The following is a 20,075-nucleotide window of genomic DNA, read 5'->3' as shown; positions in this document are numbered from 1 at the left end:
CGCTCGGGCGCTTGGGCCGGGACTCGCGGTGATGCGAATCTCACTTCGGTTACGCTGTTCGCGAGGAATTCGCGGCAACGATTGTCAAAGGTCGTGTCAGGAAACAGGAGGGCCGCGCGGCTGCGATGCGCCGCTGATGGAGTCGAGATGGTCGAATTCGGCTTCGGTGATCCGCTGCAGCAGGACGGCAGCCTGCGGCAACAGCAGGACCGGCGGCGCGGCGAACAGCGCTGTACCGGCCATCGCCATGACGGCGCAGACGGCGCAGGGATCGGCGGCGCGGTGATGGTGGTCAGTATCTGGAGCGGCCGGTGTCTGGGCCGCATCACCGGCTGAAACCGCGATGGTGGAGTCGAGAGGGGCCGCGTGCACCGTCCCGCCATGGACATGGCCGAACGACAGAACGAGCTGCACCGCCAGCGCGAACAGCGCCAGCTTTGCCCCATTCCTGATATTCGTCCGAAACCACTTCATGCCGACCGGCCGCCCCGGCATCGGTTGGCGGAGAGGTCTGCCAGTACCGATGTTATAATGTAACATCGCGCGACAGGCGGCCGGGTGTCAACGGCCAGTCATCGCCGGACATAGAAACCGGGCAGGCTGTGGGATTACGGCAACGCTGGTGCAGGGAGGCAGGTCTTACCGACTCTCTCTTAGCCACGTCGCGGCAAAGGCGCCGAGCAGCAGCAGCAGCCCGATCAGGCCGGCAAACACCGGCAGCACGCCGACACCGCGGACCACGCTGGCGTCGCGCATATGCACGCCCATCCAGCCATCGCCGCGGAACACGGTCGAGGAGCGCACCGGCACGATGCGGGGCAGGTCGATGCCCGAGCCTTCATTGATCCGTCGGGCATCGCCGCCCGAGGCCTGCGCGAGCGGCTTCAACATCTCGGTGGTCGAGGTGACCTCCGAGAATTCCTTCGGGTTGATCGGGCCGACATTGATCAGCGCCTTCAGTGTGCCGTCGGTGGCCTGCCACAGGCCGAGTTCGTCGGCTGGCGTGGTTGCACGCCACAGGCCCGGCTCGCCGGCTGACAGCGTCAGTTCGCGGGTCTTGCCTGATGGCGAGGTCACCGTCACGGGCTGCACGGCGTCGCCCATGGTCTGGCGCAGCACAACGAGATCCTTGCCCTGACTCTGCAGCTTGAGTGCTTCCTCGTCGAGGTCCGGCTGCTTCATCAGCCAGTGCGACGTGCGACGAAGCAGATCGAGATGCGGGCCGCCGCCTTCATAGCCGCGCGCCCAGAGCCAGATGTGATCCGACAGCAGCAGCGCGACGCGGCCTTCGCCGGAGCGTGACAGCAGCAGCAGCGGCTGGCCATCGGCACCGGTCATGACCGGCGGGGTGGTGGTGTTGCGGGTCTCGACGGTGCGGAAGAAGCGGCTCCATTTCGGCGGTTCGGAATTGGAGCCTTCGAGCCCGCGCGTCACCGGGTGACGTTTGCCGATATCGCTGAGATGCGCATAGAACGGCTTCTCGCTGACACCGACGGGTTCGGCGGGCAGCACCGAATCCAGCGGTGTGCGCCAGATCGACGTGTTCGACGCATAGTCCGGGCCGGCCGAGACCAGCACGGCGCCGCCGGCGCGGACATAGCGCGCGATATTGTCGAAATAGGCGATCGGCAGCACGCCTTGGCGGGCATAGCGATCGAAGATGATCAGCTGGAATTCGTGAATCTTCTGCTGGAACAGTTCGCGGGTCGGAAACGCGATCAGCGAGAGCTCATTGATCGGCGTACCGTCCTGCTTCTCCGGCGGACGCAGAATCGTGAAGTGCACGAGATCGATGGACGCGTCGGATTTCAGAAGGTTGCGCCAGGTGCGTTCGCCGGAATGCGGTTCGCCGGAGACCAGCAGCACGCGGAGTTTGTCGCGCACGCCATCGATGGCAACCACGGCGCGGTTGTTGACCAGCGTGAGTTCGTTGTCGAGCGGCGAGGCTTCGATCTCGACGATATTCGGGCCGGCGTGCTTGATGTCGATATCGACCGACACGGTCTGGCCGGACAGCACTGTGCGCTCGCTCAGCGTATCGCCGTCGCGGCGGATGGCGACCCGGGCGCGTTCGCCGGTGACGCCCTGATCGTCGAGCCGGAACGTGACGCGTTGCGACTGGCCGACAATGCCGAAGCGGGGCGCGGCAGTGATGGCAATGCGGCGATCGCGCTCGTCCTTGCGGCCGGTGATCAGCGCATGGACCGGCGCATTGAAGCCGAGACCTGCGACATTGGCCGGGATGTCGTGGACGCGGCCATCGGTGATCAGGAAGGCGCCGGCGACACGGTCGGTCGGCACGTCGGAGAGAGCGGAGGACAGTGCGCCGAACAGTTTGGTGCCATCGGTTTCGCCATCAGCCTGTCCGGCTTCGACGACACGGACTTCGAGACCCTTGACCTGCTTCAGTCGGTCGACGAGCTGCTTCCGCGCTTCTTCGGTCTCCTTCGTGCGCTCGCCGAAATTCTGGCTCGGGCTCTTGTCGATGACGACGGCGGCGACCGATGTGAGCGGTTCACGCTCCTCGCGCGTGAAGGATGGATTGGCCAGCGCCAGCAGGATCAGCGCTAGCGCCGCGACGCGCACCGCAGCGCCCCGCGCGCGGCCGAGCAACAGCAGCGCCGATATCACCACGATGGCGGCGAGGCCGATCCACAGCACGATGGTCGGAACGAGAGGCGTAAACGCGATGCCGTATTGCATGTCGCGCTCCTACTGTCCGAGACGTTCGATAAGCGCGGGCGCGTGGACCTGATCGGCCTTGTAGTTGCCGGTCAGCGTGTACATCACGATGTTGACGCCGGCGCGGAACGCGAATTCGCGTTGCCGCGGTTCGCCGGGCGTCAGCGGCAGCATCGGCTGGCCGTCCGGCCGCATTGCCCAGGCTCCGGCGAGATCGTTCGAGGTGATGATAATCGGCGACACGCCGTCACCGCCGCGGGCGGGACGCGAGGCGGCGTCATCGCCGTCGTCGCGCGGCAGCGTTTCGACCCAGGTCGGTCCGGAATTGAAGCGGCCGGGGAAGTCGCGCAGCAGATAGAAGGTCTTGGTCAGCACATGCTCGCGCGGCACCGGCTCGAGCTCCGGCACATCCAGCGAGGACAGGATGTTGCGCAGCGTCAGCATCCCCGGCGTTTGCGACTCGCCGTTCGGCCCGGGCGGCGCCTCGACGGCATCGCGGGTATCGAACAGCACCGTGCCGCCCTGCTTCATATAGGCGTCGATGCGGTTGATGGCTTCCTGCGGCGGCTTGGCCGCGCCGGGAATGATCGGCCAATAGATCAGCGGGAAGAATGACAGTTCGTCGCGAGAAGGATCGACGCCGACGGGCTCACCGGCTTCCAGCGCGGTACGCTGCGCGAGAAACAGCGTCAGTCCGGTCATACCGGATTTGACGATCGAGTCGACGTCGGCATTCCCCGTAACGACATAAGCGAGCCGGGTCTGCGACACGGCCTTGACGGCGAAATCGTCACTGGCCGGATCGGCCCGCGATGGCGCCAGCGATCCTATGACGGTGCCGAGCGCGAGTGCCACGGCGAGTGCGGCCGACACAGCCCGGCGACGAAACATCGCGGCGATGGCTCCCCCCAGCAGCGCGACAATGATCGCGTCGACCAAAAACAGCGCCAGTGCCGTGGAGAGCAGGATGCCGCGGAGGTCGCGCGGTTCGGCATTGGTGTAGCTGGCGCGGTTGGCCTTCAGGCCTGAGAAACCGATAGGCTCAATGCGATCAGCCGATGCCAGTGCATTCACCGCGAGCGGACCATCGGCAGGGCCATAGAAGCCCGGCGGGTGATCGAGTGTGGCGCGGTCGCGATAGTCAGCGGCGAGCGGCTTGGCCGTTGATGGTGGCGGGGTGAAAGCACCGAAACCATCAAGGGTGCGCAGTGGCGCAACCGTTTCCGCGCCGGTCTCGCCCGCGACACCTGCGCCGGGCGTGGACGTGTAGCCGGAGATATCGACGACCCTGCGCAGCATTTCAACGAAGGTGCCAGACAATGGCAGGTCGGACCAGCGCATATCGGCGCTGACATGGAACAAGGTCACGAGGCCCTTGCCGCGACGCTCACCGGTGACCAGCGGTGTGCCATCGACCAACGACGCCCAGCTCTTCGATGCCAGCGCTGCGTTGGGTTCGGCGAGCACCTGGCGGTTCACGGTGATGTCCTTCGGGACAGGGAGGCCGGCGAACGGTCCATCGGCGGCGAAGGATGCCAGATGTTGCGGCTTCTCCCAGGTCAGGCTGCCGCCGAGGCTGCGGTCGCCGCGGCGCAGTTTGACCGGGACGAGATCGTCGTCGCCTTGCGCGAGGCGTGGGCCGGCAAAGCGCACCAGCACGCCGCCCGCATCGATCCAGGCATTCAGACGCTCGCGGATTTCCGGCGACAGCGTGCCGACATCGGCCAGCACGATCATCGGCAGTTTCTGATCGAGGAACTGGGTGATCGCCTGCTGCGGCGCGCCGCGATCGCCGAGGCGGACGTCGGCGAATGGCGCCAGCGCGCGCGTCAGATAGAAGGTCGAAGCCAGCAGCGGCTGGGCCGTGTCGTTGGTCGCGCCCGACACGATCCCGATGGCGCGACGGCGCCAGCGCTTGTCCAGCAGTTGCACGGCGCCGGCGGAGCGTTCGCCGGTGATTTCAAGCCGCGCGATGTCGTTGCGCAGTTCCACGGGCAGATCGAACGAGGCTTCGGTCTCGCGGTCGTTCGGCGTGAACAGGAACTTGGCCTCGCCAACCGGCGATCCCTTCTGGTCGAGACCGCGCACCACGCCGCCGTCCGGGCCACCGCTGTTGGCGCGCAGCACCTTCACGGTCATCTTTGCTGCGGCGTTTTCCGCTGCGACAAGCGCATGGGCCGGCGTGGCGCCACCGTCATAGATGGTCAGCGTGCGGTCGCCGATGGTCTTTGCAAGGCCCTGGGTGAAGTCCGCGCCACGGCCGGTGTCGACGCCATCGGAGAGCCAGACAATCTCGCTGTCGCCGGTGGCTTTCAAAAAGCGCTCCAGCGCGGGCAGCGTATCGACGCGGTCAATCGCATAGGGCTTCGGCGAGAGCTGACGCAGCGCGACGCGTGCGGTGCCGCCGGGTAGCATTGTGATGTCGCGGTTCGGTTCCGACAGCGGAACAAGGGCCACGCCGCGGCGATTGCTGTCGGCATTGGCAATCAGCTCATCCGCCGCCTTGACGCGAGCGTCCCAGCTCGCCGCGGCGCTCCAGCCATCGTCCAGCAAAATCGTAAGCGGCGCATTGCTGCCGGCCGTACCGGTCTGCGGATTCCAGATCGGGCCGGCGGCAGCGAAGATGATGAGCGCCGCAGCCAGCAGGCGCAGCAGCGTCAGCCACCATGGAGAGCGCGACGGGGTTTCTTCCTTCGGCGTGATATCGAACAGCAGACGTGTCGGCGGAAACGCGATGCGCTGCGGACGCGGTGGCATCACGCGCAGCAGCCACCATAGCACCGGAAGACTGATCAGGCCGAGCAGCAGCAGCGGTTGGGCGAAGGCGAGCGGAAAGCCAGGAATCATGCTGAACGTCCTGCCTTGACCATGCTGCCGCCGCCGGCAGATTTGTTGACCATCATGCCGCCATGCAGGAACAGCAGCAGCTCAGCCGCCGAGCGGCTGGTGGTGTGTGTCGAGAACAGCCAGCCGAGCTTGGCGGTTTCGGCGCGGATTTCCTCGCGATGCGCGGCGACGCGGGCCACATAGTCTTCGGCCCAGGTCTGTGCACGGCCCGCGGTGATGACATTGCCGCTTTCGGGCTCGACGAATTCGACGCGGCCGGAATAAGGGAAGCTCTCCTCGGCGGGATCGACGACCTGTACCAGTGCGCCATGCGCGCCGGACGACGACAGTCCCGCCAGCATTTCCTTGATCTCCGGCATTGGCGACCAGAAGTCGCCGAGCACCACGATCTCCGCCAGCGCGGACGGGACGAAGGACGGCGGCAGGCTGGCGCGGTTTGTCGTGTCGTGCAGCATCGCCTGCGCCATCTTGTCGATGACGCTGCGGCTCGAGGTTGGATTCAGCAGGCCGGGTACGCCGACGCGCTCACCGCCGGCCACCAGCAGTTCGGCCAGCGCGAAGGTCACGATCAGCGCGCGTTCGAGCTTGCTGTCGCGCGCGCCCTTGGAGGCAAAGGCCATCGACAGCGACCGGTCGGGCCACAGCCAAACTGTGTGCGCGGCTTCCCATTCCTGCTCGCGGACATACAAATGATCGTCGCGCGCCGAGCGACGCCAGTCGACATTCTGCGACGGCTCGCCGGAGACGAAGCGACGATACTGCCAGAAGCTTTCGCCGTGGCCCGCGCGGCGCCGACCATGCAGCCCATGGATGACGGTCGCAGCAATGCGCCGGGCCTCCAGCACCAGACGCGGCAATGACGCAGCAAGCGAACGGCTTTCACCATCGGCGCGGCGGACTGCGATGATCTCCTGCGTGGCGTGATCCGGCGCTGCGGCCATTAACCGATCCGCGTCTTGAGCTGACGGATAACGTCGGGGACTGTGCGACCTTCGGCACGCGCCGAGAAGGTCAGCGCCATACGATGCTTCAGGATCGGTTCGGCGAGATAGAGCACGTCGTCGATCGACGGCGCGAGACGGCCATCGAGCAATGCACGGGCACGCACTGCCAGCATCAGCGACTGTGACGCGCGAGGACCTGGGCCCCAGGCGATCAGCTTGCTGGCATCGCCTGCGTCCGGTCCCGGACGTGCCGAGCGCACCAATGTAAGAATCGCTTCGACCACGCTGTCGCCGACCGGCAGACGGCGGATTAGGCGCTGCGCGGTAATCAGCGTTTCAGCGGTCACGGCAGCCTTGGCGATGGTTTCTTCGGCGCCGGTGGTTTCGAACAGGATGCGGCGTTCGGCTTCGCGATCCGGATAATCGACGTCGATCTCCATCAGGAAGCGATCGAGCTGCGCTTCCGGCAGCGGATAGGTGCCTTCCTGTTCCAGCGGATTCTGCGTGGCCAGCACATGGAACGGCTTCGGCAGATCGTGCCGGGCGCCGGCGACGGTGATGTGCTGTTCCTGCATCGCCTGCAGCAATGCGGATTGCGTGCGCGGCGAGGCGCGGTTGATTTCGTCGGCCATCAGAAGCTGTGCGAACACAGGTCCCGAGATGAAGCGGAACGAGCGCTTGCCGGCGACGCTCTCATCCAGCACTTCGGCGCCGAGAATGTCTGAAGGCATCAGGTCGGGGGTGAACTGGATGCGCTTGGCATCGAGGCCGAGCGTGACGCCCAGCGTTTCCACCAGCTTGGTTTTGGCGAGGCCCGGAACACCGATCAGCAGCGCATGGCCGCCGGACAGGATGGTCACCAGCGTGTTTTCGACGACGCGTTCCTGGCCGAAGATGACAGTGGAGATCGCGTCCTTGGCGGCGCGCATCTGGCCAGCCACCTGTTCCGCGGAGCGAACAATCACGTCTTCGAGTTTCTCGACACTGTCAGCGCCAGCCATCCATTGCTCCTTCGGGTGAACGGCGCCTGAAAAACGCCGCCGCATTTGTCGTCACGCCATCTTATGTATTCCATGGACCTGATGCTAAACTTAAGCGAAGGCCATGTATTTGTTGAATTAAACTATCCCCACAATATCGGGATGCGGCTATGAACTGCATCACGTTGTGGCGAGTTTGAATGTGACACCGCACGTTTCAAGACTTGAGGTTCAAGACTTGCACCAAACGTGCCAAATGGCAGTGGTAAAGTCAGGGCAAACAATGGCGAAGCAAGGGCAGATCGCAAATCAGGGGCTGGATGGCCTGACCACTGCGGCGAAGGATGCGGCGGCCAACGGTAAAGCCGGCAAGGGTCTGCCGCCGGTGCATCTGTGGAATCCGCCATTCTGCGGCGATCTCGACATGCGAATCGCTGGCGATGGTACGTGGTTCTATTTGGGAACGCCGATCGGCCGGCCCGCTTTGGTGCGGCTGTTCTCAACGATCCTGAAGCGTGAGGACGGCAAGCACTTTCTCGTGACCCCCGTGGAAAAGGTCGGCATCACCGTGGACGATGCTCCTTTTCTCGCCGTCGAGATGCTCAAGGAGCAGGACACGCGCGGCACGGTGTTGAAGTTTCGCACCAATGTGGACGATTGGGTGGAGTGTGACAGCATACACCGGCTGCGATTCGAGATGGCTGAAGACGGCGGGCTGACGCCCTACCTGCATGTCCGCGGTGACCTGTGGGCCAAGGTGACGCGGGCGATCTATTACGATCTGGTTGACATGGGCGAGGAGCGGATGGTCGATGGTATCGCGATGTTCGGCATCGCCTCCGCGGGCGCGTTTTTCGCCATGGCCGATGCGGAGCAGGTCAGGGAAGCTACATAAGTGAGCCGATTGAAGTGAGCCGGGCGAATGAGCCGATGCTGAAGACCGACGCGGATGCCGCGGATATCGGTTCAGTTGAGTTTTTCAAGCGGGCGAAGGCACGCCTGAATTTCGATGTGCCCGAGGGGCTCACCGACGCCAGCATCATTCCCGTCACCGGCGATGCCGGCAACGACCGCATGATCCAGATCGTGGCGCAGGAGCGGCCGATCCGTCCGGCCGCGGTCCTGATCGGCATCGTCGAACACGAACAGCCAACCGTGTTGCTCACCCAGCGATCCGCGCATCTCAACGATCATGCCGGACAGATCTCGTTTCCCGGCGGCAAGATCGATCCGACCGATGCCTCGCCGCTGGATGCCGCGTTGCGAGAGGCCGAGGAGGAAATCGGTCTCGATCGCTCCTTCGTCGAGCCGATCGGCTATCTCGATCTCTATGCAACCGGCTTCGGCTTTCGCATCCTGCCGACACTGGCGCGGGTGAAGCCAGGCTTTAGTCTCACGATCAACGAGAACGAAGTCGAAAGCGCATTCGAGGTGCCACTGGCGTTTCTGATGGACCCCGCCAATCATCAGCTGCACAGCAAGGAATTCCGCGGCATGGAGCGGTCCTATTACGCGATGCCGTTCGCCGAACGTTATATCTGGGGCGCCACCGCAGGCATCCTGCGCGTACTGTATGAACGGATCGTGCTCACATGATCCGTCCGGTTCTGACCGAAGTCGGCATTTTCCTCATCCCGTTTGCGCTCTACGCTATTTTCCTGATCGCGACCAAGAATGGAGTAGCGCTGAAATCATCGTGGCCGATGCCGGTGATGATCAGGCTCGCCATCGCCGCCGCCGTGCTGGTGATAGTGAGCCTCGTGCTGCTGGCTCAATTCTCCGGCGCGCCGCCGGGATCGACCTATGTCCCGGCGCATATCGAAAACGGCAGGCTCGTTCCCGGGGTCGAAAAATGAGCGTGCGCAAACTGCACGACGCGCCGTGGCTCACGTCAGGACCGTCCGGGCAGGTGCTGGCGCTGCTCAATGGCAATGGCGAGGAAGCCCGCGCGGTCGGCGGCGCTGTGCGCAACGCTTTGATGAAATTGCCAGTGGGCGAAATCGATATCGCCACGACGGCCGTGCCCCACGAAGTGATCCGCCGCGCCAGGGCGGCCCATATCAAGAGCGTGCCGACGGGCATTGAGCACGGCACGGTGACGCTGGTGGTCGAGGGCGCACCGTTCGAGATCACGACATTGCGCGAAGACGTCGAGACCTTTGGCCGCAAGGCCAAGGTGGCGTTCGGGCGCGACTGGAAGTGCGATGCCGAACGACGTGATTTCACGATGAACGGCCTTTCGGCATCCATCGACGGCGTGGTGCATGATCATGTCGGCGGCCTGTCCGATCTTGATGCCCGGCGGGTGCGCTTCATCGGCGATCCCGACCGGCGCATCGGCGAAGACTATCTGCGCATTCTCAGGTTCTTCCGCATTCATGCCGCCTATGGCGCCGGGACGCCGGATCGCGAGGGCTATCTCGCCAGCATTCGTGGCCGCGATGGACTGGCGGGAATATCGGCCGAACGTATCAGGATGGAGTTGCTGAAGCTGCTGGTGGCCGATGGCGCCTTCGCGGCCGTGGATGCGATGGTCGATGCCGGCCTGATGCTGCGGATCGCGGGCGGCGTTACCTACAAGGGACCACTCGCGGCGATGATCGCCATCGAGCAGGTGCTTGGGCAAAAACCCGATGCGGTTCTGCGGCTTGGCGCGCTTGGCGTGGCCGTCACCGAGGATGCGCGGCGGCTTGCGCAAAAGCTGCGGTTGTCTAATGACGAAACCAAGGCCTTGGATTCCATGGGCCATCGCTGGTGGCGGCTGAAGGGCATGGACGAATCTCACGCCCGGCGGCGACTCTATCGACTCGGCGAAGTCCGTTATCGCAACCGCATGATGCTGGCCTGGGCCCGCGCCGGCGGTGATGCTGACAGCGAGGCCTGGAAAGCACTCGTGACCTTGCCCGAGCGATGGACCCCGCCGGTGTTTCCGCTCAGGGCCGCCGACTTCATGGCGCGCGGCATCGCCAAGGGCCCGGCGCTCGGCCATGTGCTGGCGCTGGCGGAAGATGCCTGGCTGGCGCTGGACTTTCCGATGGAGGTCGATGTGTTGACCGTTATCGCCGACCAGACGATTGCGCGATTCAAGCACGACCATCAGCTCTAAGTCTCGACGGCACCATGAAGCATGTCATCCGCCCCGGTTCTGCCGATATCAGCGATGATGCCGACATCGTTGTGCCGTGGTGGAGTTTCACCAAGACGCTGATTGCCGCCACGGCACTGACCATGGTGCGTGATGGACAGTTGGCTCTGGATGATGCGTTGCCGGGCGAGTCCTTTACGCTCCGCCAGTTGTTGCAGCATCGCGCCGGTCTGGCCGACTACGGTTCTGCTACCGCCTATCATGCCGCGGTTGCTGCCGGTGAAGATGCGTGGTCGGTAGACCGGCTGCTGCAATCGGTCGCCGCCCTGCATGCCGGAATTGAACCGGGAAGTTTCGCTTATTCGAATGTCGGCTATCTGCTGGTCCGGCAGCATCTTGAACAAATGAGCGGGTTGACGCTCGATGTAGTGATGCGACGCCGATTGTTCGAACCGCTTGGCGTGGTCGGGCCGCGCATCGCCAATCAGCGCAGCGATCTCGCCGATGTCCGGATGGGAGATGTTCAGTCTTACGATCCGCGCTGGGTCTATCACGGGCTGGCGGTCGGAACATTGCGCGATGCTGCAACACTGCTGCATCGCTTGATGACGACGGATTTGTTGCCTGCGGGGCTACGCGACGAGATGCGCCACGGGATCGCAGTAGGTGATCCCGGTGCAGGACGTCCATGGCAACACGCGGCTTACGGCCTTGGCGTCATGGCTGGAACGACAGCCAGTAATTTATGCGTTGCCGGGCACACCGGCGGCGGTCCGGGCAGCGGCATTGCCGTCTATCATTGTCCCGAACATAGGCAAGCGACCGTCGCGGTCTTCGCGACCGGCGGCGGTGCGGGTCATATCGAGGCAAATGCGTTCGAGCTTGTTCTGCAAGGCTGACCGACAAGCTGCCGCCGGACATTTGCGCCCGGCGGCGGATGACCTGATCAGGCTACCTTGCTCTTGTGCTCTTCTTCGTCTTCGTCGTGTTCTTCAGTTTCGTCTTCTTCACTCTCGTCTTCGTCGTCATGCGGGATGACGAGCGCGAGTTCGAGCACAGCACGCGGAAGGGTCTCGCGGAACAAATCGCCTTCTTCGCCCAGCCAGATGCATTCAATATCGTTGCCGTCAACGTCGGCCACGGTCAGAGGGCAACCGCCCGACTTCAGCATAACGACATCGCCTGATTTCAATTCCATGGTCGGCTCCCGAAATGTGTGTGACACGCGCTGAGTCTAGCTGCGCGTCATGACAGGCCGAACACGGGGATGTTTCTGTCAGCTATTTTTGTTGAAGCAGTTTTGCGAGTTCCACGCCGAGGCCGACACTCTCCAGCGCAGGCGGTGGGCTGCTGTCGAGACCTTTCGCTGCCGCGGCGATCACCGCGTGCGTGCCGGTCTCAACGGAGCACAGGACGGGTACCGGCACGTCAGCTTGGATGCGAGACGCAAGGCCGGCGAGCGCAGCGCCGCCAAGGATCACGACCTCGGCCCCGTCGTCCGTGGCACAGGCGGTGCAGGCGCTGGCGAGTGCGGCCAGTGCGGCATCGGGATTTCGCGCGATATCGCTGCCGGTCGGTGCGATGGTGCGTACCTGGGCGAGCTTGTCGGCCAAGCCGATGCTCCCGACGAATTCCCGGAGCATCGGCCCCCAGAGCGCGCCGCCCGTGACGATGGCGAAACGCCCACGTCTGGAGGCCTCGATGCAGGATGCCTCCGCCATGCCGACGACCGGGACATCAGCGATCTCGCGCAACGCCAGCAAGCCTGGGTCGCCGAAACAGGCGAGATAGACTGCATCGCAGCCGGCGCCATGAGAAGCATAGGCGTCGAGCGCCGCATGGCCTGCGATGGCAGCCGAGGCGCGCGTCGAGATATAGCGGGCGCCGAACCGGCCGGTTACCGGCACAAAGGTCGCGGCACCGCCGGCGACGGCTTCGACATGCCGTTTCACCAGCGTGGTGACGCTCTCGGTGGTGTTGGGATTGATCAGCAGGATGCGCACGGGATGGGCTCTCGATGAGTCCGTCCACTATAGGCACCAGTGCGGGAAATGCACGGCGATCATCGAAACGCATGCGGGAGCGCACGTGCCGTGCCGCCCGCGGCGGTCCTAGCTGCCGGCGCCGGAATAGGCTTCGCTGCGATGATCTGGTGATCGGCATCGAAATCCATCATCTCGCACGCCCTGGTCGGTCCACTGGGCAGCGGCGCGCTCCACCAGACCGTCAGGCGCTGTAACTCATCGTCCCAGGCGATGCTCGCCAGCGTGAGGCGCGGCTCGGTCAGCCCGCCATAGGCCGCGTGCCAGTAGGTGCGAATGGCGTCGCGTCCCTTTATGGTGGATGATCCCGCCAGTTTGGTTGCCAGCGGGCTGCGCATCTCACCTTCGGGAGCAAAATGATCAACGATCGTATCGATCGCAAGCCGATTCCAGTTTGCAGCCCATTGCTGCGCGAATGCCATCGCGTCAACATGCGTCTCGTCTCCCTGTCGTGAGCCTTCGATGAGCCCATCTCCCAGAAAACCTAGCATCGCCGCTTCTCAAGTCAATAATATTGACCTTAAGAGGCTCGATCCGCTCGATGACGCACTGGCGCTGATGTATTTCGGATGGCGCGGGATGACGCGCGCGGCCGACGAATATCTGGCGACGGTCGGGCTGTCGCGGGTTCATCATCGCATTCTCTATGCTGTGCTGCGCGGCGATGGCATTACGATGTCGGATCTGCTGGCGATCCTGCAGATTTCGAAACAGGCGCTGCATCGCCCCATGAAGCAATTGCTCGATGAGGGCTATGTGGCCGTCAAGCGCGATCCGGCGCGGCATCGTTTCAAAATTCTCGAATTGACGCCCGCCGGCCGCACAGTCGAGCGCATCGCATCGGGCCATGAACGTAAGATCATGGCGCGCGCCTTCAAGAAGGCGGGGGCAGGCAGTCAGGCCGCATGGTCGGCGGTGATGGCGGAGGCGGCGCGCGACTAGCCAAGTTCAAGTCTTAAGGTCAATAATGTTGACTTGAAAGGCAAGCTCTGCCATCCCGGTCCCATAACAACGATGTTCACGGGACGGCGGAGGCAAACATGACAACTGAGATTGGTGACGCGAGCAGCGGCCTGAAGATTGTGCAGCAGGCCTTCGCCGCAGGCGGATTTGCGCGCGGCATCGGCCGTACACTCGGCATCAAGGGCGAGTCCGCAGAGCAGGGCAAGGTTGTGCTGGTCGGCTCGCCGAACGAGGATCACTACAATCCGCTCGGAACGGTGCATGGCGGTTACGCGGCGACCATGCTGGATGGCGCCATCGCGCTGGCGGTGCAGACCTCGCTGCCAGCAGGGACCGGTTACGCGACGCTCGATCTCAAGGTCACCTACATTCGCGCCATGACGGCTGCATCAGGGCCGATCCGCGCCGAAGGCCGTATTATTCACATGGGACGCAGGATGGCTGCGACGGAGGGTACACTGATCGACAAGGATGGCAGGCTGTGTGCCCATGCCACCGCGACCTGCATGATCACAGGGAAAGACTAGAGCATCATCCCGAAAGCTGGAGACCGGTTTTCGCCGACAAACGAATTCGTTTGTCGAGAGATCAGGCTCCAATAGAGACTCTAGCCCTTCGGCCCGAAATACACGCAGCTCTCATTGCAGCTGTCGCGAAACACGCCGACACGGACGATCGGAGCCTTGTCGGCGACGCGATCCCAGATGAAGCGCGAGAGATTCTCCAGCGTCGGAATGCCGATCGCCTCGATCTTGTTGAGAAACTTGTGGTCGAGGGTCTTGCGCAGCTCATCGAGGCTGCGGTCGAGCAAGCCGAGATCCATCACCATGCCGGTCACGGGATCCGGCACGCCGCGGATGGTGACTTCGGCGCGGAAGGAGTGGCCATGGATTTCCTGGCTCACTTCGCCCAGCGTGGTGTGAGACAGCGCATGCGCCGCCTCGAAGCGAAACGATTTGGTCAATTCCCACATCGGAAGTCGTCGTCCTTAGAAGTCCGGATCCTTAGCGGATCCCAAGTGTCTTGTGTGTCTGTACGCTCAGCCGCCATTGCGGGTGGCGCAGGCAGTAGTCCACCGCGTCAGCGGTATTGCTGATGGCGTCCGGCCCGTCCATCGGCTGCAATGAGAAACGCTCGAAGGTGAGGCCTTCGAATTTCTCCGGCATCGCCTGTGGTTGCGGATAGACCAGCTTCAATTCGTGTCCGCTGTGCACCACCAGTTCCGCGCCGGCCTTCGGGCTGACGCAGATCCAGTCGATGCCTGCGGGCGGCGCGACGGTGCCATTGGTCTCGACGCCGATCTCGAAACCGCGCGCATGCAGCGCGTCGATCAGCTCGGCATCCACCTGTAGCAGTGGCTCGCCGCCGGTCAGCACGACATAGCGATTGTCGGAGGGGCCCACCCATTGCGCGGTGATGGTGTCGGCGAGCTTCTCGGCGTCCGGGTAGCGGCCGCCAAGTGTGCCGTCCATGCCGACGAAGTCGGTGTCACAGAACTGGCAGGTGGCCTCGGCGCGGTCCTGTTCCCGGCCAGTCCACAGATTGCAGCCCGAGAACCGGCAGAAGACAGACGCGCGGCCGGCATGGGCGCCTTCGCCCTGCAGTGTCAGGAAAATCTCTTTGACCGCGTAACTCACTGTCTCAGCTCTCTAAAACCGGCATGCCCGATCCGGCTCGGGCCACATCTCGGTTCCATATGGGGTAAGCCGCGGCTCTTAGCACGGCTGGCCGGTGGATGTCCCGGCCGATCACCGACATGTCAATTGCGATGTCCGGCGCGGGCCGCCAAAGGTCGATGACATCACGTCAAATTGTCGCACCTGGATACCATGCAGCCGTCGCTCGTTACATCCGGCAGTTCTGTCGCCGCCACACGTACGTGCGGGACCTGCACCATGTGCTGCAAGGTCTATCGCATCGACGACCTCGCCAAGCCGGCAGGCAAGTGGTGCAAGCACTGCGCGATCGCGCAGGGCTGCAAGATCTATGACACCCGGCCACAGCAATGCCGCGCCTTCGATTGCGTCTGGATCCAGGACGACGAGATGCCGGAGTCCTGGAAACCGGAGAATTCCAAGATCGTGTTCTCGGTCTATCCGACCACCGGGTTCATCTATGGGCAGGTCGATCCCGGCACGCCATTCGCGTGGCAGAAGGAGCCGATCCATTCCGGCCTGATCGCCTGGTCGGAGAAGCTGCTTGCAGAGCGTCGCCACCTGCTGATCTTCGTCGGCGGCAATGCCACGCTGATCATGCCCACGGGGCCGGTGCCGATCGGCCCGATGTCGCCGGCGGACGGCTTCATAATTCGCGAGACGTTTACGGCCAAGGGCAAGGACTACATCGCTACGCGTGTGCCGAGCGGGCGGTAGTCAGCCGCGCGTCTGCCGCAGGGCCTCTCCCAATGCCATGGCCACCGTCATCGCCAGATTGATCGACCGCAGGCTCTCACGCATGGGAATAACAACGCGGCTGTCTGCAGCAGCCGCGACATCCTCCGGCACACCGGCGCTCTCGCGGCCGAACAGCAGAATCTCATCGTCAGAATAGCGATGATCGAGATAGGGCTCAGCGCCCTTGGTCGTGAACAGGGCGAGGCGATGACCGGCCTCGCGGCGCCAGTCCTCGAAATGTCGCCATGAATCGTGCCGGACGATCGACACCTGATCGAGATAATCCATGCCGGCGCGGCGGAAATGCCGGTCGGATGTCGGAAAGCCCGCCGGCTCGATGATATGCGCCTCGACGTCGAGGCAGGCGCAAAGCCGCAGGATGGTGCCGGTGTTCTGCGGGATGTCGGGCTGGTAAAGGGCGATACGCACGTTGGACGTTCTCCGGCCACGCCGTGATCGACGCAGCCCGAGTCAGGCGATAGCGCCTGATATGCAGTCGGACAAGGCCGGCGGCTCTATTCCGCCGGCGCGAGTCGCGTATTCGAACGTGCTTCCGTTGTCTCGCGTACCTTCACGCGGGCGCGACGCTTGCGCCACCAGATCACGACACCGGTCACTGAGAGCACCGCCACCACGAGACCCATCGCAGAAATCAGGATGCGGCCGGGCAAACCCAGTATTCGTCCCGAATGCATCGGGAACTGCATCTGCACGAAGATGTCCGCGGCAGTGCCGACCCAGGGCAGCTTGGCGCCGAGCGGACGGCCGTCTTCGCTGTCGTAAAACAGCGACGGCGGGCCAACGCCTGCGGCGCCGTGATCGTCGCCAGGCTCGAAGAAGAACACCTGATACACGCCGTGTGCCGGGCCGTAGAACAGCGAGCCGATCGGTGTGGCCCAGCCGCGTGCCTTGCCGTCGGCGGTGGCGCGCTCGAGAATCTGGGCCCAGGTCATCTTGGGTTCGATCGGACTATCGAGGTGACGATACTCACGCTGCTCGTAAGGCGTCGGCGTGTAGTCCGAGAACTTCTTCATCAGCGGCGAGAACACCTCGAAATAGAGGTTTAGCGAGAATGCCGTGAAGGCGATGATGAACAGCAAGCCCCAGGTCCACAGGCTGAAGGCGCGGTGGATGTCGAAATTGATCCGGTAGGCGCTGCCCGAGGTCTTGATCATCCAGGCCGGCTTCCAGCGCGCCCAGAACCCCTTGCCGAGTTCGCGCGCGACGGCGGGAGCGGCTCCCGCCTTGACGCGTTTGCGCGAGGGGAGCGTCAGGTAGAATCCGATGAAGCAATCGATGGTCCAGATGATGGCGATGACGCCGAGGATGCGCATGCCCCAGCGGTCGCTGCCCCAGAATTCCGGGATGTGCATCGTGTAGTGCAGCTTGTAGAGAAACGAAACGAAGTTCTCGCGCGTGACCGGCCACACCGCGCCCCAATAGCGCCGGCCGAGTTCTTCGCCGGTGTTGGGATCGAGGAATATCTGATTGTAATCGAGCGTGTAACGCTTGCTGGTGGTGGGATCGATCCGCGGCAGAACAAAGAACGAGAGCGACTCATTCTTTTCCGGCGTCATGTACATATGGATTACACGCGCGCGCGGATCGCGCTGCTCGATCAGGCCCGCGAGTTCGATCGACGGTTTGGCGGGGCCCGCGGTGGTGACGTCCTTCAGCTTGCTGTTGAGGAGATCGTCAAGCTCGTGATCCCACGAGATAACCGCGCCGGTGACGCCCGAGAAGAACAGAAATGCTGCGGTGAGGAGTCCAGCCCAGCGATGCAGGCGCCCGAAGATCGATCTCATGGCGTTCCGCCCGTGTTGTTGTCGTCGCGTTTACTACCGCGGATGCACACCGCCGGTCGAGGGACGGGCGGTGGCGTATTGTCGCGTTTTAGGGCAGTTCTAAACTCACCAGCGATAGGTCAGCTTGGCGACGACCTTGCGCGAGTCACCGTAGAAGCAGCCATAGACGGGGCTGTAGCAGGATGAAACATAGCGGGTGTCCGCAATATTGGTGACGTTGAGCGCGAGCCGGTAGTTATTCTGGTTATAAGCCAGCAGCGCGTCGACCAAGGTGGCTCCCGGCACCTTGCTTGTGTTGGCATCGTCGGCCCAGCTATCGCCGATGTAGCGAATGCCGCCGCCGACCTGAACGCCCTCGAACAGGCCGCCTTGCATCGTGTAGTCGCTCCAGATGCCCAAGCGATTCATCGGCACGGTGGTCAGAGCCTTGCCAACATTCACCGGATCCTTGGTGACTTCGATGTCGATGTAGGAATAGGCGGCGCGGACGTTGAAGCCGGCGGCGAGGGTGGCGGTGGCTTCCAGTTCGATGCCGCGGGAATTGACCTCGCCCGTTTGAATCGCCGTGAACGGCGCAACAGGCAGGAAGCGAACGACATTTTGCCGGGTCAGGTCGAAGGCGGCGAGCGTGATCATCGCATTGACGCCGACCGGCTGATACTTGATGCCGACCTCATGCTGATGCGCTGTTTCCGGCGCCAGCAGGCTGCCATTGGCGATGTTAAGCACCGGCAGGAAAGATTCCGAGTAGCTGTAGTAGGGCGCCACGCCGCTGTCGAAATTGTAGATCACGCCCGCACGACCGGTGAAGGCCGAGGCGTCGGTGGAGGTCGATGAACCGTCCATGTGGTTGTCGTAGGCCGTCTTGGCAAAATCCTGCCGGCCACCGAACTGGACCGAAAGACGACCGAGCTTGATCTGGTCCTGCGCATAGATGCCCACCTGCGATTGCTTCACACGATAGTCTTCGTAGAGCGCGCCCTTGGTCCAGGTGTTGGTGTAGACGGGGTTGAAGACGTTGAGGGGATCGGCGCTGTAGCTCGTGTTGACGTCGGTCGATGTTGTGTTTCGATAGTCGATGCCGAACAGCGTGGTGTGGCTCAGGATGCCGGTGGTGAAGTGACCCTCCAGCTGGTTGTCGACCGCGATGGAGTTGATCGTCGAGACCGATGATCCGCCGTAGCGGAAGAGCAGCCCGGCAGCTTCATCGAGATAACCGCCGGCGTTGATGCTGTCGGATTCGTTATGCATCCACGAATAGCGCAGGTTCTGCCGGAAGGTCAGGTTGTCGTTGATGTTATGTGAGAAGAGATAGCCGACATTGGCGATCTCGTTGTCGTATCTGTTGAAGCCGGGTTCGCCGGTGTTGCGGTTCACCGGAATGATACGGCCTGCATTCGGATAGATCGTGCCGGATGCCGGCAGGAACTGCAGACCCCAGCCGTTCTTTTCCTTCTGATAATTCGCCAGCACTGTGAGTGTGGTGTCTTCGTTCGGCTTGAAGGTGACGGCCGGCGCGATGAAGACGCGGCTGTCCCTGGCGTCATCGACCTGCGTGCCGCCGTCACGGACCAGGCCGGTCAGGCGATAGAGCACCGTGCCGTCCTTGTTGGCGGGACCGCCAAAATCGAACTCGCCCTGATAGCGATCGAAGCTGCCGCCCGATACCGAGATTTCACCGAACTGCCGGGCGGTCGGCAGCTTGCTGACATAGTTGAGGATGCCGCCCGGCCCGCTGCCGCCATACATCACCGAGGACGGCCCTTTCAGCACTTCGAGACGAGACGCGCCGAAGGGATCGAGGCTGTCGAAATGGATATAGGGCGTGCTGGGTAGCCGCAGGCCATCGAGATACAGCCCCTGCTGCGTCATGTCGAAGCCGCGGATCTGAATACCGCCATTGCGGGTGTCGGAACCGCCATTGACGTCGCCATTAGCGCCCGCGGTGTAGCGCAGCGCCTGAGTGAGGGTCTGTGCGTCCTGGGTCTTGATCTGGTCGGAGGTGATCACCGAGATCGATTGCGGAGTTTCCATGATCGGGGTGTCGGTCTTGGTAGCGGAGCCGCTGCGATTGGCGACGAAGCCGATCACCGGGCCGCCGGCGCGCTCACCGGCGTTGGGATTGGCTGGTGCCACCGGTGCCGCCTGCGGCGCACGGGCTGTGCGATTGGCGCGGGCGGCGCGGCTGGTCGATGCGCGTTGGGCCGGCCGGGCCGCCGCTGGACGCGTACGCTGCTGCGGCGCATCCACCGTCACTGGCGGCAGGGCAGACTGAGCGTCGGCAGTACCGGTCGGAATCGACAAAGCGAGACTGCCGACGGCGCAAAGATATAG

Annotated in this window: 21 protein-coding genes; 8 read left to right on the top strand and 13 right to left on the bottom strand. The window is 63.4% G+C overall.

Translation table 11 applies throughout. The features are described from left to right. Positions 1-96: 96 nt before the first annotated feature. From AB8A38_RS15405 to AB8A38_RS15385, 5 genes are all read right to left on the bottom strand, one after another. Complete coding sequence (locus AB8A38_RS15405) at positions 97-474, bottom strand: DUF2946 family protein (protein WP_439086545.1); 378 nt, start codon at positions 472-474, stop codon at positions 97-99. A 165-nt stretch (positions 475-639) separates the two neighbouring features. Beyond that, positions 640-2,703 (bottom strand): hypothetical protein, encoded by a 2,064-nt coding sequence (locus AB8A38_RS15400; RefSeq protein WP_315840543.1) that lies wholly within the window; start codon positions 2,701-2,703, stop codon positions 640-642. Between the two features lie 9 nt (positions 2,704-2,712). Next, positions 2,713-5,526: a DUF4159 domain-containing protein gene (locus AB8A38_RS15395; RefSeq protein WP_439088529.1), complete on the bottom strand. Its 2,814-nt coding sequence runs from the start codon at positions 5,524-5,526 to the stop codon at positions 2,713-2,715. Continuing rightward, positions 5,526-6,470, bottom strand: a complete 945-nt coding sequence (locus AB8A38_RS15390) for a DUF58 domain-containing protein (protein WP_439086544.1) — start codon at positions 6,468-6,470, stop codon at positions 5,526-5,528. Before AB8A38_RS15390 ends, AB8A38_RS15395 begins: the two co-directional genes overlap by 1 nt. Next, positions 6,470-7,474: an AAA family ATPase gene (locus AB8A38_RS15385; protein WP_315840544.1), complete on the bottom strand. Its 1,005-nt coding sequence runs from the start codon at positions 7,472-7,474 to the stop codon at positions 6,470-6,472. The genes AB8A38_RS15390 and AB8A38_RS15385 overlap by 1 nt, the downstream gene beginning before the upstream one ends. Positions 7,475-7,736: 262 nt before the next feature. On the opposite strand from AB8A38_RS15385, the gene AB8A38_RS15380 reads away from it, so the two are divergent. Genes AB8A38_RS15380 through AB8A38_RS15360 form a run of 5 tightly spaced genes read left to right on the top strand, consistent with a single transcriptional unit; the run spans position 7,737 to position 11,437 of the window. Further along, the gene (locus AB8A38_RS15380) at positions 7,737-8,348 is read left to right on the top strand and encodes a DUF1285 domain-containing protein (RefSeq protein ID WP_439086543.1); all 612 of its coding nucleotides are present in this window, start codon (positions 7,737-7,739) and stop codon (positions 8,346-8,348) included. Positions 8,349-8,383: 35 nt separating this feature from the next. Continuing rightward, positions 8,384-9,049: a CoA pyrophosphatase gene (locus tag AB8A38_RS15375; RefSeq protein WP_184513346.1), complete on the top strand. Its 666-nt coding sequence runs from the start codon at positions 8,384-8,386 to the stop codon at positions 9,047-9,049. Continuing rightward, positions 9,046-9,309: a DUF6111 family protein gene (locus AB8A38_RS15370; RefSeq protein WP_068733079.1), complete on the top strand. Its 264-nt coding sequence runs from the start codon at positions 9,046-9,048 to the stop codon at positions 9,307-9,309. Before AB8A38_RS15375 ends, AB8A38_RS15370 begins: the two co-directional genes overlap by 4 nt. Further along, positions 9,306-10,559: a CCA tRNA nucleotidyltransferase gene (locus AB8A38_RS15365; RefSeq protein ID WP_439086542.1), complete on the top strand. Its 1,254-nt coding sequence runs from the start codon at positions 9,306-9,308 to the stop codon at positions 10,557-10,559. Before AB8A38_RS15370 ends, AB8A38_RS15365 begins: the two co-directional genes overlap by 4 nt. Before the next feature lie 14 nt (positions 10,560-10,573). Then, positions 10,574-11,437 (top strand): serine hydrolase domain-containing protein, encoded by an 864-nt coding sequence (locus AB8A38_RS15360; protein WP_439086541.1) that lies wholly within the window; start codon positions 10,574-10,576, stop codon positions 11,435-11,437. Between the two features lie 47 nt (positions 11,438-11,484). Here the strand turns inward: AB8A38_RS15360 and AB8A38_RS15355 are convergent, their stop codons facing one another. From AB8A38_RS15355 to AB8A38_RS15345, 3 genes are all read right to left on the bottom strand, one after another. Beyond that, positions 11,485-11,736 carry a YodC family protein gene (locus tag AB8A38_RS15355; protein WP_315840549.1) on the bottom strand — a complete coding sequence of 84 codons (252 nt, stop codon included), beginning with the start codon at positions 11,734-11,736 and terminating at the stop codon, positions 11,485-11,487. Positions 11,737-11,818: 82 nt separating this feature from the next. Further along, the gene (locus tag AB8A38_RS15350; protein ID WP_439086540.1) at positions 11,819-12,541 is read right to left on the bottom strand and encodes an aspartate/glutamate racemase family protein; all 723 of its coding nucleotides are present in this window, start codon (positions 12,539-12,541) and stop codon (positions 11,819-11,821) included. 59 nt (positions 12,542-12,600) lie between these two features. Continuing rightward, complete coding sequence (locus tag AB8A38_RS15345) at positions 12,601-13,002, bottom strand: nuclear transport factor 2 family protein (protein WP_439086539.1); 402 nt, start codon at positions 13,000-13,002, stop codon at positions 12,601-12,603. 157 nt (positions 13,003-13,159) lie between these two features. Here AB8A38_RS15345 and AB8A38_RS15340 point away from each other — a divergent pair, with 157 nt between their 5' ends. Together AB8A38_RS15340 and AB8A38_RS15335 are read left to right on the top strand one after the other, a co-directional pair. Beyond that, entirely contained in the window at positions 13,160-13,522 is a 363-nt protein-coding gene (locus AB8A38_RS15340; protein WP_439086538.1) for a MarR family winged helix-turn-helix transcriptional regulator, read from the top strand. Positions 13,523-13,620: 98 nt separating this feature from the next. After that, a complete protein-coding gene (locus AB8A38_RS15335; protein WP_439086537.1) occupies positions 13,621-14,070 on the top strand; it encodes a PaaI family thioesterase in 450 nt (149 codons plus the stop codon). An 80-nt stretch (positions 14,071-14,150) separates the two neighbouring features. On the opposite strand, the gene AB8A38_RS15330 is transcribed toward AB8A38_RS15335, so the two are convergent. Further along, entirely contained in the window at positions 14,151-14,516 is a 366-nt protein-coding gene (locus AB8A38_RS15330) for a 6-pyruvoyl trahydropterin synthase family protein (protein WP_439086536.1), read from the bottom strand. 31 nt (positions 14,517-14,547) lie between these two features. Then, positions 14,548-15,180, bottom strand: a complete 633-nt coding sequence (gene queE / locus AB8A38_RS15325) for a 7-carboxy-7-deazaguanine synthase (RefSeq protein ID WP_439086535.1) — start codon at positions 15,178-15,180, stop codon at positions 14,548-14,550. A gap of 258 nt (positions 15,181-15,438) precedes the next feature. On the opposite strand from queE, the gene AB8A38_RS15320 reads away from it, so the two are divergent. Next, a complete protein-coding gene (locus AB8A38_RS15320) occupies positions 15,439-15,915 on the top strand; it encodes a hypothetical protein (protein ID WP_439086534.1) in 477 nt (158 codons plus the stop codon). Here the strand turns inward: AB8A38_RS15320 and AB8A38_RS15315 are convergent, their stop codons facing one another. From AB8A38_RS15315 to AB8A38_RS15305, 3 genes are all read right to left on the bottom strand, one after another. Continuing rightward, positions 15,916-16,365 carry a tRNA (cytidine(34)-2'-O)-methyltransferase gene (locus tag AB8A38_RS15315; protein ID WP_315840555.1) on the bottom strand — a complete coding sequence of 150 codons (450 nt, stop codon included), beginning with the start codon at positions 16,363-16,365 and terminating at the stop codon, positions 15,916-15,918. Between the two features lie 86 nt (positions 16,366-16,451). Beyond that, positions 16,452-17,741, bottom strand: a complete 1,290-nt coding sequence (locus tag AB8A38_RS15310) for a PepSY-associated TM helix domain-containing protein (RefSeq protein ID WP_315840556.1) — start codon at positions 17,739-17,741, stop codon at positions 16,452-16,454. A gap of 105 nt (positions 17,742-17,846) precedes the next feature. Next, entirely contained in the window at positions 17,847-20,045 is a 2,199-nt protein-coding gene (locus AB8A38_RS15305; protein WP_315840557.1) for a TonB-dependent siderophore receptor, read from the bottom strand. Positions 20,046-20,075 lie beyond the last annotated feature (30 nt).

It is taken from the genome of Tardiphaga sp. 839_C3_N1_4, assembly GCF_051811045.1.
Lineage (GTDB): Bacteria > Pseudomonadota > Alphaproteobacteria > Rhizobiales > Xanthobacteraceae > Tardiphaga.
This window is presented reverse-complemented; position numbering and strand designations above follow the sequence as displayed.